Annotated in this window: 14 protein-coding genes and 3 tRNA genes; 7 read left to right on the forward strand and 10 right to left on the reverse strand. The window is 67.5% G+C overall.

Annotation, left to right across the window (positions count from 1 at the left end):
• Positions 1-108: 108 nt before the first annotated feature.
• The 8 genes from RWO33_RS15205 to RWO33_RS15240 all read right to left on the reverse strand — a co-directional run bounded on the left by RWO33_RS15205 (position 109) and on the right by RWO33_RS15240 (position 5220).
• A tRNA-Arg gene (locus RWO33_RS15205) sits at positions 109-185 on the reverse strand.
• 57 nt (positions 186-242) lie between these two features.
• Positions 243-319 (reverse strand) — tRNA-Arg (locus RWO33_RS15210).
• A gap of 61 nt (positions 320-380) precedes the next feature.
• Entirely contained in the window at positions 381-1220 is an 840-nt protein-coding gene (locus tag RWO33_RS15215; protein ID WP_314105913.1) for an alpha/beta fold hydrolase, read from the reverse strand.
• Positions 1217-2026 carry a bifunctional hydroxymethylpyrimidine kinase/phosphomethylpyrimidine kinase gene (gene thiD, locus RWO33_RS15220; protein WP_314105916.1) on the reverse strand — a complete coding sequence of 270 codons (810 nt, stop codon included), beginning with the start codon at positions 2024-2026 and terminating at the stop codon, positions 1217-1219. The genes RWO33_RS15215 and thiD overlap by 4 nt, the downstream gene beginning before the upstream one ends.
• 90 nt (positions 2027-2116) lie before the next feature.
• Entirely contained in the window at positions 2117-2596 is a 480-nt protein-coding gene (locus tag RWO33_RS15225; RefSeq protein ID WP_314105935.1) for a hypothetical protein, read from the reverse strand.
• A 20-nt stretch (positions 2597-2616) separates the two neighbouring features.
• The gene (locus RWO33_RS15230; protein WP_145477986.1) at positions 2617-4017 is read right to left on the reverse strand and encodes a PhoH family protein; all 1401 of its coding nucleotides are present in this window, start codon (positions 4015-4017) and stop codon (positions 2617-2619) included.
• 81 nt (positions 4018-4098) lie between these two features.
• Positions 4099-4578 carry a peroxiredoxin gene (locus RWO33_RS15235; protein ID WP_314105919.1) on the reverse strand — a complete coding sequence of 160 codons (480 nt, stop codon included), beginning with the start codon at positions 4576-4578 and terminating at the stop codon, positions 4099-4101.
• 81 nt (positions 4579-4659) lie between these two features.
• On the reverse strand, positions 4660-5220 hold the full coding sequence (locus RWO33_RS15240; protein ID WP_070208878.1) for a glycine cleavage system protein R: 561 nt from the start codon (positions 5218-5220) through the stop codon (positions 4660-4662).
• A 163-nt stretch (positions 5221-5383) separates the two neighbouring features.
• Between RWO33_RS15240 and dapA the strand changes: the two genes are divergently transcribed.
• On the forward strand, positions 5384-6277 hold the full coding sequence (gene dapA / locus RWO33_RS15245; RefSeq protein ID WP_314105922.1) for a 4-hydroxy-tetrahydrodipicolinate synthase: 894 nt from the start codon (positions 5384-5386) through the stop codon (positions 6275-6277).
• 28 nt (positions 6278-6305) lie between these two features.
• Positions 6306-6836: a hypothetical protein gene (locus RWO33_RS15250; protein WP_314105924.1), complete on the forward strand. Its 531-nt coding sequence runs from the start codon at positions 6306-6308 to the stop codon at positions 6834-6836.
• Between the two features lie 741 nt (positions 6837-7577).
• Here RWO33_RS15250 and fdxA read toward each other — a convergent pair.
• Positions 7578-7901 (reverse strand): ferredoxin FdxA, encoded by a 324-nt coding sequence (gene fdxA, locus RWO33_RS15255; protein WP_314105926.1) that lies wholly within the window; start codon positions 7899-7901, stop codon positions 7578-7580.
• A 212-nt stretch (positions 7902-8113) separates the two neighbouring features.
• On the opposite strand from fdxA, the gene RWO33_RS15260 reads away from it, so the two are divergent.
• Complete coding sequence (locus RWO33_RS15260; RefSeq protein ID WP_314105937.1) at positions 8114-9571, forward strand: sugar porter family MFS transporter; 1458 nt, start codon at positions 8114-8116, stop codon at positions 9569-9571.
• A gap of 60 nt (positions 9572-9631) precedes the next feature.
• Here RWO33_RS15260 and RWO33_RS15265 read toward each other — a convergent pair.
• Positions 9632-9706: transfer RNA gene (locus RWO33_RS15265), tRNA-Glu, on the reverse strand.
• Positions 9707-9756: 50 nt separating this feature from the next.
• Here RWO33_RS15265 and pcnB point away from each other — a divergent pair.
• Genes pcnB through panC form a run of 4 tightly spaced genes read left to right on the forward strand, consistent with a single transcriptional unit; the run spans position 9757 to position 13305 of the window.
• Complete coding sequence (pcnB, locus tag RWO33_RS15270; protein WP_145478526.1) at positions 9757-11127, forward strand: polynucleotide adenylyltransferase PcnB; 1371 nt, start codon at positions 9757-9759, stop codon at positions 11125-11127.
• A gap of 3 nt (positions 11128-11130) precedes the next feature.
• A complete protein-coding gene (folK, locus tag RWO33_RS15275) occupies positions 11131-11619 on the forward strand; it encodes a 2-amino-4-hydroxy-6-hydroxymethyldihydropteridine diphosphokinase (protein WP_314105928.1) in 489 nt (162 codons plus the stop codon).
• 31 nt (positions 11620-11650) lie between these two features.
• Positions 11651-12466 (forward strand): 3-methyl-2-oxobutanoate hydroxymethyltransferase, encoded by an 816-nt coding sequence (gene panB / locus RWO33_RS15280; RefSeq protein ID WP_314105931.1) that lies wholly within the window; start codon positions 11651-11653, stop codon positions 12464-12466.
• Positions 12463-13305, forward strand: coding sequence for a pantoate--beta-alanine ligase (panC, locus tag RWO33_RS15285; protein WP_314105933.1), 843 nt, complete (start codon positions 12463-12465; stop codon positions 13303-13305). Before panB ends, panC begins: the two co-directional genes overlap by 4 nt.
• The last annotated feature ends 178 nt before the right edge of the window (positions 13306-13483 follow it).

Genomic DNA, 13483 nt, shown 5'->3' on the forward strand with positions numbered 1-13483 from the left:
CCGACCGCCTGGTTCGTAGCCAGGTACTCTATCCAACTGAGCTACGGGCGCATTTACATCACGTTTTTCTTGAAGCTGCCGGCAGCGGCGAAACCGCCAGCCTGTTGATGGTGCGCCCGGAGAGATTCGAACTCCCGACCGCCTGGTTCGTAGCCAGGTACTCTATCCAACTGAGCTACGGGCGCATTTACATCACGTTTTTCTTGAAGCTGCCGGCAGCGGCGAAACCGCCAGCCTGTTGATGGTGCGCCCGGAGAGATTCGAACTCCCGACCGCCTGGTTCGTAGCCAGGTACTCTATCCAACTGAGCTACGGGCGCGTCAACAGGAGCGGAATTATGCGGATCGACGCCGCGTCCGTCAACGTTTTTGTGAAGGACTTCATTCAAATGAATGAAAAAGCGCCTTCACCACGGCCTCCGGCGACTTCATCCACGCGAAGTGATCGGCCCGTGCCCCAAGTGCATCGGCCGGCATCACCGTCAGCGTCGCGGCGACCTGCGGCAGCTTGGCCAGCAGGCCCTGCATGGAGCCGGCCGGTGCGAACCAGTCGTCGGCCAGCACCACCGCACGGGCTTCGCCGTGCAGCTGGCGCATGCCGGCCTCCAGATCGGCGCTGATGCCGGCGCCGGCGTAGTGGTTGCCCAGCCCGACCCGGGCCCAGTCGGCGATCAGCCCGCGCGCTTCGGTGCCGCCAAAGCCCAGCCGGCGTCCGTGCAGCACGCCCTGGCGCTGTGCCAGCCACGGCAGGAAGCGGTACACCAGCGGCAGCAGCCACCCGCGCGGGGCGGGGAAGGTGCGCCAGTACGGGGTGCCGGTGGCGACCAGCCAGAACCGCGCGAACAGCGACGGGTGCTGCCCGGCGAACACGCAGGCCAGCTGTCCGCCCAGGCTGTGCCCGCCGATGATAAGCGGGGCGTTGCCATGCAGGCGGAGGGCGGCCAGGCTGGCGGGCAGGTCCTGTTCGAGGATTTCGCGGTAGCCCCAGTCCTGGTCGCGCGACGGGCGCAGGCTGCTGCTGCCGTTGCCGCGCCATTCGTGCAGGAACACGCTGACACCCTGCGCGGCCAGCGCGTCGGCGAACGCTTCGTAATTGCGGGCCGACACACCCAGCGCCGGCAGCCACAGCAGCTGCGCGCGTGGCTGTGCAGGCACCCGGGCGATCAGTTCGAACCGGTGCCGATCCTGGCTGTGCACCGGTACCCGCACCGAGCGGGTCATGCCGAGCGGCCCGCGCCGAAGTGGTCCAGCACCAGTACCGCGCTGCGGCCCGGCGTGTATCCACCCTGCAGCCCGCGTGCGACGTAGTCGATGCCGGCTTCGCAGACGTTGGGCAACGACAGCCCGCAGCACAGCTGTGCGGCGATCGCCGAGGCCAGCGTGCAACCGGTGCCGTGCGCGTCCACCGGCAGGCGCGCATGGATGAATTCGTCACGGGTGACGCCGTCGAAGTAGCGGTCGATCACCCGCGCGCCCTCGGCCAGGTGGCCGCCCTTGAGCAGCACCGCACCGGCACCGAGATCGACCAGCGCGGCAGCCGCGTCCTCGGCTTCGGCCGCGGTTTCGATCGGGTGGCCCAGCAGCAGCTCGGCTTCGGGAATGTTCGGGGTCAGCAGCGTGGCCAGCGGCAGCAGCCGCGTGCGCAGCGCCTGCAGCGCGCTCTCTTCGAGCAGCCTGGCACCACTGGTGGCGACCATCACCGGATCCACGATCACGTGGGTGGGACGATGGCGCGCGAGGGCATCGGCGACCAGGTGGATGACCTCGGCGTTGGCCAGCATGCCCAGCTTTACCGCCTGGATGTCGAAATCGGCGAAGCACGCATCAATCTGTGCCTGCAGGAACGCCAGCGGCGGTACGTGCACGGCGGTGACGCCGCGGGTGTTCTGCGCGGTAAGCGCGGCGATGGCCGACAGGCCATGCACGCGGTGCGCGGCGAATGCCTTCAGGTCGGCCTGGATGCCGGCGCCACCGCCGGAATCGGAGCCGGCGATGGTGAGGGCGGAGAAGGGCGTGGACGGGCTCATCCTGCGATTGTGCCATGCCGCCCCGGACGTAGAGCCACGCCTTGCGTGGCTGCGGTACCGGACGCAACAGCAGCCACGCAGGGCGTGGCTCTACGCGCCGAAGCCCCCGTTGAACTGGAGCTCGGAGAACTGGCCCGTGGCCGGATCGAACACCGCGCCCCAGAACATGCGTCCACCGTCGCAGACCCGGATCGCTTCGCGCGAAGGATCCACGTCGCTGTGGTCCGGCAACCGGAACGCATTGAGGTAGATCACCTTGCGGCCTTCCAGTTCGATGCCGACGTACTGGCGGTTGAAGTCGGTGACCTGCGGCACCTGGGGTTCCAGCAGCGGCAACGCCGCCTCCAGCTGTTCGACCTGCTGGCGGCTGGGCGCCCAGTACCCGGTGACCCGCCCCGGGGTCTGCCCGGGGCTGGGGCGCGAACAGGTGTCCAGCACCTGGGCGACGATCACCGGGCGGGTCACCACCCAGGACTGGCCGGTCTTGATCGCGGTGGGCACGCTCGCACCGGGGCGCGTGTTGGCAGGGGTGCAGGCCGCCGCCAGCGCGGCCAGCGCCAGCGGCAACAGGGCGCGGGAGAAGGAATGGTTCACAACACCTCCGAAGCGTAGTCGGCCAGGCGCGAACGCTCGCCCCGGCGCAACGTGATGTGCGCGCTGTGCGGCCAGTTCTTGAACCGGTCCACCGCGTAGGTCAGGCCCGAGGTGGTTTCGGTCAGGTAAGGCGTGTCGATCTGCTCGACGTTGCCCAGGCAGACGATCTTGGTACCGGGGCCGGCACGGGTGATCAGGGTCTTCATCTGCTTGGGGGTGAGGTTCTGCGCCTCGTCCAGGATCAGGTAGCGCGACAGGAAGGTGCGGCCGCGCATGAAGTTCAGCGAGCGGATCTTGATCCGGCTGGCGATCAGGTCGTTGGTGGCCGCACGTCCCCACGCGCCGCCTTCCTGGGTGTGGGTGAGCACTTCCAGGTTGTCGGTCAGCGCGCCCATCCACGGCGTCATCTTTTCTTCTTCGGTGCCGGGCAGGAAGCCGATGTCTTCGCCGACGCTGACCGTGGCGCGGGTCATGATGATTTCGCGGTAGCGCTGCTGGTCCATGGTCTGGGCCAGGCCGGCGGCCAGCGCCAGCAGGGTCTTGCCGGTGCCGGCGGTGCCGAGCAGGGTGACGAAGTCGATCTCCGGGTCCATCAGTGCGTTGAGCGCGAAGTTCTGTTCGCGGTTGCGCGCGCTGATTCCCCACACCGCATGGCTGCCGTGGCGGTAGTCGTTGACCAGCGAGAGGATGACCTTGCCGCTGGCATCGACCTTGGCCACGCGCAGTTCGACTTCATCCTCGCCGGGCAGGTAGGCGTACTGGTTGGGGTGCCAGTCTTCGTCTTCGGCCGCCAGGATCTCGTAACTGGTACGGCCCTTGTCGCTCCAGCTGCGCAGGTCTTCGGTGTGCTTCTTCCAGAAATCTTCCGGCAGCTCGGTGGCGCCGGTGTAGAGCAGGCTGAAGTCGTCCAGCGCGCGGTCGTTTTCGTAATCCTCGGACACGATCCCGGCGATGGCCGCCTTGATCCGCAGGTTGATGTCCTTGGACACGAACACCACCGGGATGTCCGGGGTGTGTTCCTTCAACGCCAGGATCGCGCCCAGGATGGCGTTGTCCGGGATGACCGCGCCAAAGCTCTTGCCGGCATCGAAATGGCTGGTCTGGAAGCGCAGCAGGCCCACGCTCTGCTTGCCGCGCAGCTGCAGGCCATTGGGGCGCTGCAGTGGAATGCCGTCGGCCAGGTTGTCCAGGCCCGAAGCCTGCACCAGCTCGTTGAGGAAGCGGCTGACCTGGCGGGCGTTGCGGCTCGCTTCGGAGGTGCCCTTCTTGCCGTTGTCCAGCTCTTCGATCACCTGCATCGGCAGGTAGACATCATGCTCCTCGAACTTGAACAGCGCGGTTGGATCGTGCATCAGCACGTTGGTATCCAGAACGTAGATGCGCTTGCCTCGGGTCATCGTCATTTCCTGGTGGCAGAACAGGGACAAGCCATCACGACCTGCGGGGCAGGGTGATGGCCAATGTGGGGTACCGGTGGGTCACTGGGTTTTCGCGGCCTTCAGGGCGTCAAGGACGGCTTCGGCGTGGCCGGCGACTTTCACCTTGCGCCACGACTGCACGATACGACTGTCGGGAGAAATGAGGAAGGTGCTGCGTTCGATGCCACGCACCTGCTTGCCGTACATGTTCTTCAGCTTGATCACGTCGAAGGCGGTGCACAGGGCTTCGTCGCTGTCGCTGACCAGCGGAAAGGCGAAACCCTGCTTGGCGCAGAAGTTGTCGTGGGACTTGACCGAATCGCGCGAGACACCGAACACCCGGGCGCCGGCACGCTTGAACGTCGGCAGCAGGGCATTGAAGTCGATGCCCTCGGTGGTGCAGCCCGGGGTGCTGTCCTTGGGGTAGAAGTACAGCACCAGCCACTGGCCGGCGAGGTCGCCGAGGGTGGTGTGTCCGCCGCCGGACAGGGCCAGCGGGAGCGAAAGGGTGGAGCTGTCCAGGGTATCGCCGTTGTTCATGAGGTCCTTGCTGCGGAGCCTGAGTGACGCGTCTTGCAACTGCATGAAACACCGCGCCCGGGTGACGGGCGCGCGAAGCCGTCAGAACTTCATCGGGTCCATGATCGCGTCCAGGTTCAGGTGGTCGCAGAATTCGAGGAAATCGTCGCGCAGCGCGGCGATGTGCATGTTGGCGGGCACGCCGATGGTGACCTGTGCGGAGAACATCTCCGCGCCGGTCTGCATGGCGCGGTAGCGGGTGCTCTGCAGGTTCTCGATGGTGATGCCCTGGCGGTCGAAGAAATCGGCCAGCTGGAACAGGATGCCGGGCTTGTCGGCGGCGATCACTTCGACGATGTAGGGCAGCAGGTTGGACTGCGCCTGCTTGGCGCCGGTGCGGTACCACACCAGCTTGAGGCCTTCTTCGCGCTCGAGCCGGGTCAGCATGGCTTCCAGCTTGGCGACCGCGTCCCAGGAGCCGGTAGCCAGCGCGGTGACCGAGACATCGCGGCCGACGGTGGACAGGCGGGCATCGACCAGGTTGCAGCCGCTGTCGGCGATGCGCCGGGTGACGGGCAGCAGGGGGGACTCCGGATGCGTCGTGTAGGCGTTGATCAGGAGGTGGTTTTCGGTCGGCGCAGGCCGCGGCGTAGTGTCGGTCAAGGTGGTTCCGGTAATGCGGGATGAGTCTGAACGGCGCCGACGGTGGCGCGTTCGCCGGAGTCCAGCATACTTGCCCGCGCTTTCGACCCGCAAGTAACATGCAATGTACGTCCGGCCGTGGTTTCAGCGGCCTTCGCCCCCCTCACTTCCGAGCATCGTTTCCTTGTCCCTTTCAGGTCTCATCACCGCGCTGGCCACGCCGTTCCAGGCCAATGGCGCATTGGATCCCGACGGTTGGCAGCGCCTGCTGCAGCTGCAACTCGACGGTGGCGTTCACGGGGTGGTGGTCGCCGGTTCGACCGGCGAAGCCGCGACCCTGTTCGATGACGAATACGACCAGCTGCTGCGCAGCGCGGTCAAAACCGTGGCCGGGCGCGTCCCGGTGCTGGCCGGTACCGGCCTGTCGGGAACGGCCAAGACGATCGAGCAGACCCGGAGGGCGGCCGAGCAGGGCGCGACCCATGCGCTGGTGGTGACCCCGCCGTACGTGCGCCCGACCCAGGCCGGCCTGATCGCGCACTACCGCGCGGTGGCCGAGCAGGGCGGCCTGCCGGTGGTCCTGTACAACGTACCGGGCCGGACCGGCTGCGACATGCTGCCGGAGACGGTGGCCGAGCTGGCAGCGCACCCGAACATCGTCGGCATCAAGGAAGCGGTAGGCGATGTCGGCCGGGTCCATGCCCTGCTGGCACTGCGTTCGCCGACCTTCGCCATCCTCAGCGGCGACGACGGCACCGCCGCCCGTTCGATCCTGTCGGGCGTGGACGGGCTGATCTCGGTCGGTTCCAATGCGCTGCCCGGTGCCTATCGGCGCATGTGCGACCTGGCGGCCGCTGGCGAGCGCGAGGCTACCGAGGCCTGGGATGCCCGCCTGGAGCCGTTCCATGAATTCTGCGGGGTTGAGCCCAACCCCATCCCGGTGAAGGACCTGCTGCGCCGGATCGGCATCGGCCACGGCCTGCGCCTGCCGCTGCTCTCGCTCTCGGCCGCGCACCACGCCGCCGCCCAACACCTGGCCACCGACATCGGTGCGCTCGAAGCCCTTTCCAGCCACTGATATCAGTGGCCTGACCCAGGAGATCCACATGCGTCAATCCCTTTCCGTCTTCCGCGTCCTGTCGTTTGCGATCGTGGCCACTGCCACGCTGATCGGCACCACCGGCTGCTTCAAGCGGGGTGCCCGCGGCGACTACGCCATGGCGCCAGAAGTGCGTCCGCTGGAAGTCCCGCCGGACCTGAACGCGCCGGGCAACAACCCGGGCGCGCAGGTGCCGGTGCTGGCATCGCAGGCCGCCAAGCCGGCCCCGGCCCAGGCCCAGGCCCAGGCGCCGGCAGCGGCCGCCAACAACGCCGGCTTCACCATTCCGGGCAGCAAGGAAGAGGTGTTCGGCAAGGTCGGCACCGCGCTGGAGTCGGTGGACGGCGTGAAGATTGCCAGCAAGGCCCAGCTGCTGGGCTCGTTCGACGTGAACTACGAAAGCAGCGATTTCCTGGTCCGCGTGGTTGCCGTCGAAGCCGGCGCCTACATTTCCACCGTCGACCCGCGCGGTCTCCCGGCCACCGGCGCGGCCCCGACCAAGCTGCTGGGCGAGCTGAAGGCCAAGCTGGCGCAATAACGCAGCAACCCGGGCGCTTGCCTGGCTGCTCCGGATTGCATGCATCCCCCTGGAGCCGGGCTTTGCCCGGCTTCACGCGTTTGGGCGAACAGCCCTTTGCGGAGGCGATGCCTGGCTTAGGCGGGTCGGGGCGGGTTTGTGGGGGGCGCCGTAAATACGTCCGTGTAGGCTTGGTCGCCGCATCCATGCGGCTCACACCCCCACAAACCCGCCCCGACCCACCTTTTGACAGTGTGTCGTTGCCATGGGAGACGCGGGAGACGGCCGTTGGCCGTCTAATTGCGTCGGTCCATTGCTATGCATTACCGGGCGTTGGTCTGGTCACGGCGGTTGTTTGGGAACCAACCCTACCGCTGGGCATGTCGGCGTGCTGCCCTGCTGTGCCGCCCAAAGGGCGGCACACCCGCGGTTCCCATGGCCACCGGCCAATTGTCGAAGGGCCGGCGGGGGTGGGTGTGCGGGGGTGTGAGCGGCATGGGTCGGGCGTATACGCCCGACGAGTTGGGCAGGAGCCCAACCCCGGCCTTGCCGTGTGCGCAGGACAGCGCACACGTGCAAGCCGCGACCAAGCCTACATGGACGTATTTACGGCGTCCCCCGCATACCCGCCCCCGCCGGCCCAAGCCAGGGAACGTTTGCAGGCCCCAGCTGTTCGCCACAATGCACGAAGCCGGGCAACGCCCGGCACCGGGCGAACAACCGCAACCCAACAAAAAAGGCGCCCAAGGCGCCTTTTCAGATTCACCGCTCAAGAAGCTTGAGCTTGTCCGGCTTGCCGTCCCAGTCCCCGGCATCAGCAGGCGGGTCCTTGCGCACGGTCAGCACCGGCCAGGCCTTGGCCAGCTCGGCGTTGAGCGCCACGAAACCTTCCTGCCCGGCGGGCACGTCGTCTTCGGGGAAGATCGCATTGACCGGGCACTCCGGCTCGCAGAGGGTGCAGTCAATGCACTCGTCCGGGTCGATCACCAGGAAGTTCGGGCCTTCGTGGAAACAGTCCACGGGGCAGACTTCCACGCAATCGGTGTGTTTGCACTTGATGCAGTTTTCGGTGACGACAAAGGGCATGGCAGGATCTGGATCCGACAGTAAGCCGGACAATTCTAGAACAGTTGCGGCTTTGCCGCAGTGCACGATGCGCCCGGGGCGGTCCGTGGGGTTAGATGCCGATGCCTACCGGTAGACAGCGGGGCGCCGGGATACCGCTCTCACAGCCCCCGCGCTCCCTTTTGTGTCCGGGGATGAACGTGTGAGAACCTGCTGAACGCCACCCCGCCGCGCTGACCCGTCGCCATTCCACTCCCGCCAGGACCCCTATGTCCACCACACTTGCAGCCAACGCCGCACGCGGCGAAAACACCTCCTTCATCGTGCTGATCAGCTGCGTCGCCACGATCGGCGGGTTCCTGTTCGGCTTCGACAGCGGCGTGATCAACGGCACCGTCGACGGCCTCAAGCAGACCTTCCAGTCCAGCGAGGCCGGCATCGGCTTCGAAGTCGCCTCCATGCTGCTCGGCTGCGCCTTCGGCGCGTTCTTCGCCGGCCGCCTTGGTGACCGCATCGGAAGGCGCGGCGTTCTGATCATCGCCGCCGTCATGTTCCTGCTGTCCGCGCTTGGCGCCGGTGCCGCGCACAGCTCGCTCGCCTTCGTCATCGCCCGCGTGCTCGGCGGCGTCGCCGTCGGCGCCGCCAGCGTGATGTCGCCCGCCTACATTGCCGAAGTCGCCTCCGCCCGGTATCGCGGGCGGCTGGCCACCGTGCAGCAGATCGCCATCATCAGCGGCCTGTTCTGCGCCTTCCTGAGCAACTACCTGCTGGCCCGCGCCGCCGGTGCCTCCACCGAAGCCCTGTGGCTGGGCCAGGCCGCCTGGCGCTGGATGTTCTGGATGCAGGCCATTCCCTCCGCCCTGTTCCTGGTGCTGCTGCTGGCCATCCCCGAAAGCCCTCGCTACCTGGTGGTGAAGGGCCGTCGTGCCGAAGCGCTGGCGGTCATGACCCGCCTGTATGGCCCCGCCGAGGCCCAGGCCAAGATCGCCGAGATCGAAGGCTCGCTCGCCCAGGACCAGCACCGCCCGCGCCTGTCCGACCTGGTCGACAAAGCCAGCGGCAAGCTGCGCGGCATCGTCTGGGTCGGCATCGGCCTGGCCGTGTTCCAGCAGCTGGTCGGCATCAACGTCGTGTTCTATTACGGCGCCGTCCTCTGGCAGGCGGTCGGCTTCTCCGAAAACGACGCGCTGCTGATCAACGTGCTTTCCGGCGCCCTCAGCATCGGCGCCTGCCTGCTGACCGTCGTGCTGATCGACCGCATCGGCCGCAAGCCGCTGCTGTGGGTGGGCTCGGTCGGCATGTCCGTCGCGCTGGCACTGATGGTCGTGGCCTTCTCCAGCGGCACCCTGGCCGACGGGCACCTGCAGCTGTCCGATGGCATGGGCCGTCTGGCGCTGGTGGCCGCCAACGTCTACGTCGTGTTCTTCAACATGTCGTGGGGTCCGGTGATGTGGGTCATGCTGGGCGAAATGTTCCCCAACCAGATCCGCGGCTCCGGTCTGGCCGTGGCGGGCGCCGCGCAGTGGAGCGCGAACTTCGCCATCACCGTCAGCTTCCCGATCCTGCTGGCCGGCATCGGCCTGGCCGGCGCCTACGGCATCTACACGGTCGCGGCCGTGGCCTCGATCTTCTTCGTCCTGCGCTACGTGCGCGAGACCAAGGGCCGGGAGCTGGAGCAGATGGAGGGGTAGGGCGCCCCACAACGCAAAAACCCCGCCGAGGCGGGGTTTTTCGTTGCAGCGGGGCGGCGGTGGTGCTCCCTAGGGGACTCGAACCCCTGTTTTAGCCTTGAGAGGGCCACGTCCTAACCTCTAGACGAAGGGAGCAGGCTTTGTCGCGAACTGCGCAGCGCGCTAGTATATGGGCCTCGATGCCATTGGGCAATCCCGAAACTTCAACCGGAAGCGCCAACATCAATTCCTCCGCTACATCACCGTTCAGTCTGCGCGTGATCCCCCGCGACCAGCACAACATCTCCCGCAAGGACATCAGTCCCAACGCCCTGCGCGTCCTGTACCGCCTGCGCGAGTCGGGCTTTGGCGCCTACCTGGTCGGCGGCGCCGTGCGCGACCTGCTGGTCGGCGGCAACCCCAAGGATTTCGACGTGGCCACCGACGCCACGCCGGAGCAGGTCAAAGCGCTGTTCCGCAACTGCCGCCTGATCGGGCGCCGCTTCCGGCTGGCGCACGTGGTGTTCGGCCGCGAGATCATCGAAGTGGCCACCTTCCGCGCCAACATCGATGACGGCAGCGGCGACCGCGAGATGGAAAACGGCATGCTGGTGCGCGACAACGTGTACGGCAGCATCGAAGACGATGCCGTGCGCCGCGACTTCACCTGCAACGCCCTGTACTACGCCATCGAGGACTTCTCGGTGCGCGACTACACCGGCGGCTTCGAAGACGTGCAGGCACGCCTGATGAAACTCATCGGCGACCCGGAAAAGCGCTACCAGGAAGACCCGGTGCGCATGCTGCGCGCGGTGCGCCTGGCGGCCAAGCTCGGTTTCCAGATCGACGACGCCACCGCCGAACCGCTGCCGCGTTTGGCCAGCCTGCTCGGCGAAGCCGCGCCCGCACGCCTGTTCGAGGAAGTGCTCAAGCTGTTCCTGTCCGGGCATGGCGTGGCCAGCTTCGAAGGCCTGGAGCGTTACGGCCTGCTCGACGTGATGTTCCCCGAAAGCGCCGCCGCGCTGCGCAGCAACCGCAGTGGCGCGCTGCGCCGCATGGTGATCGAAGGCCTGGGCAACACCGACCAGCGCGTGGCCAACGACGAGCCGGTGTCGCCCTCGTTCCTGTTCGCGCTGCTGCTGTGGCCGGCGTTCTGCCGCGCACTGGCCACGCTGCAGAAGCAGGGCGTGGCCCTGGAAGAGGCGCAACGTCGCGCCGCCGACCGGGTCACCCTGCACCAGTTGACCACGATCGCGCTGCCGCGCCGCTTCTCGCTGCCGATGCAGGAAATCTGGCTGCTGCAGGGTCGCTTCAGCTCGCGCCAGCGCAAGCGCGTGATCCGCACCCTGACCCATCCGCGCTTCCGCGCCGCCTTCGATTTCCTGGCCCTGCGCCAGGTAGCCTCCAGCGAGCACGCCGCCGATGTGGAATTCTGGCGCGAAGCCCAGCTGCAGTCCGGCCCCGAGTTGGATTCCACGCTGGACGCCGCGCAGGTCGACGGCGAGCTGGACGAGAACGGGGCACCGCGCAAGCGCCGTCGCCGCCGTCGTCGTCCCGGTGGTCCGGCTGGCGAGTAAGCCGTGACCCTGGCCTGTATCGGACTGGGCGCCAACATCGGCGACGCCGCGCAGACCCTGCGCGGCGCGTTCACGGCCATGGCCGGGCTGCCGTTGACGACCCTGCAGGCGCGTTCGCAGCTGTACAGCACGCCGGCCTGGGGCAATAAAGACCAGCGGGCGTTCGTCAACGCCGCCGCCGTGCTCGAGACCGGGCTGGAGGCGACGGCGCTGCTGGAGGCGTTGCTGGGCATCGAGCGCGACTTCGGCCGGGTCCGCGACGCGGCCGTGCACTGGGGGCCGCGCACCCTCGACCTGGACCTGCTGCTGTACGGCGAGGCGGTGATCGACCTGCCACAGCTGAAGGTGCCGCACCCCTACCTGCACGAGCGCGCGTTCGCGCTGCTGCCGCTGGCCGAGATCGCGCCGGAGGCGGTGATTCCGGGGCAGGGCCGCGTGCGGGACGCTGCGATGCGTATCGAGGCCTGCGGGATCGCGCCAATAGGAGGATAATGCGGGGCTTATCGCCACCGGTTATCAGCTCATGAGTACCCACGCAGACAGCAAGCCCTGGACCGTGCCCGCCTTGGCCGAGGCCAAGCGCAACGGCCAGAAGCTGGTCATGCTGACCGCCTACGATGCAGGCTTCGCGCGCACCTTCGATGCCAACGGCGTCGACCTGATCCTGATCGGCGACTCGCTGGGCATGGTGGTGCAGGGGCACGATTCGACCCTGCCGGTGACCACCGACGACATGGTCTACCACACCGCCTGCGTGGCCCGGGTGCTGACCCGCGCGCTGTTGATCGCCGACCTGCCGTTCGGCGCCGACGCCACGCCCGAGCGCGCGCTGGACGCCTCGCTGCGCCTGCTGCAGGCGGGTGCGGAGATGGTCAAGATCGAAGGCGCCGGCTTCAAGCTGGACGTCATCCGCTATCTGGTGGACCGCGAGATTCCGGTCTGCTCGCACCTCGGCCTGACCCCGCAGTCGGTGTTGCGCCTTGGCGGTTACCGCGTGCAGGGGCGTGGCGACGCAGCCCGGCAGCTGGTTGAAGATGCCAAGGCGGTAGTCGAGGCCGGTGCCAGCATGATGGTGCTGGAATGCGTGCCGACGCCGGTGGCGGCCGAGGTCACCGCGGCGGTCGCTGTGCCCACCATCGGCATCGGTGCCGGTCCGCAGTGCGATGGCCAGGTCCTGGTGCTGCATGATTTCCTCGGCCTGGACAGTGGCCACCGCCGCCCCAAGTTCGTCAAGGATTTCCTTGTCGAAGGCGGGTCGGTCGCCGGCGCGGTCCGTGCCTACGCCGACGCCGTGCGCGACGGCTCCTTCCCCGATGCAGAACACGCCTACGCCTCATGATCGACACCGTCACCGAACTGTCCCGCCTGCGCGCCGTCGTCAACGGCTGGAAGCGCGAAGGCCTGCGCGTCGCGCTGGTCCCCACCATGGGCAACCTGCACGCCGGTCACTACTCCCTGGTCACCCTGGCCCGGCAGTACGCGGACCGCGTGGTCTCCAGCGTATTCGTCAATCCGACCCAGTTCGGCCCGAACGAAGACTTCACCCGCTACCCGCGCACCCCGGAGGCCGACACCACCGGTCTGGAGCAGGCCGGCTGTGACGTGCTGTGGCTGCCGACGGTCGAGTCGATGTACCCGTTCGGGGTGGAACTGGCGGCCAGCGTCAACGTGCCGGGCATTTCCAGCCTGCTTGAGGGAGCCCACCGTCCGGGCCATTTCGATGGCGTCTGCACGGTGGTCTCGCGCCTGTTCAACCAGGTCCAGCCGGACGTGGCCGCGTTCGGCAAGAAGGATTACCAGCAGCTGGCGGTGATCCGCCAGATGGTGGAAGACCTGGCCTTCCCGATCCAGATCGTCGGCGGTGACATCGTCCGTGAAACCGACGGGCTGGCGATGAGCTCGCGCAACCAGTACCTCAACGCCGAACAGCGCCCGGTCTCGACCACCATCCACCAGGTGCTGCTGGGGATGCGCGAAGGCTTCATCGCCGGCAAGCCGCGCAGCCAGATCGAAGCCGAAGCGGCCGCCGCCCTGCAGGCGGCCGGCTTCCAGGTCGATTACGCGGTCGTGCGCAAGCCGGACCTGTCCGAGCCGGCCGACAGCGAAGACGGCAACCGCGTAGCCCTGATCGCCGCCCGCATCGGCACCACCCGCCTGATCGACAACCTCGAGTTCTAAGCCGCTTGCATCGGGTAGAGCCGGGCTCTGCCCGGCTGCGCTTGATTGCACGCGTTCGCTTTGCGCCGGGCTCTGCCCGGCTTCATGCATCCTGGCGAACAGCGCTTCGGCTGCGCCTGTCACTGGTTGGGGCCGGCGGGGGTGGGTTTGCGGGACACGCCGTGAACCCATCCATGGG

This window comes from uncultured Stenotrophomonas sp., assembly GCF_963519925.1.
GTDB lineage: Bacteria > Pseudomonadota > Gammaproteobacteria > Xanthomonadales > Xanthomonadaceae > Stenotrophomonas > Stenotrophomonas maltophilia_AE.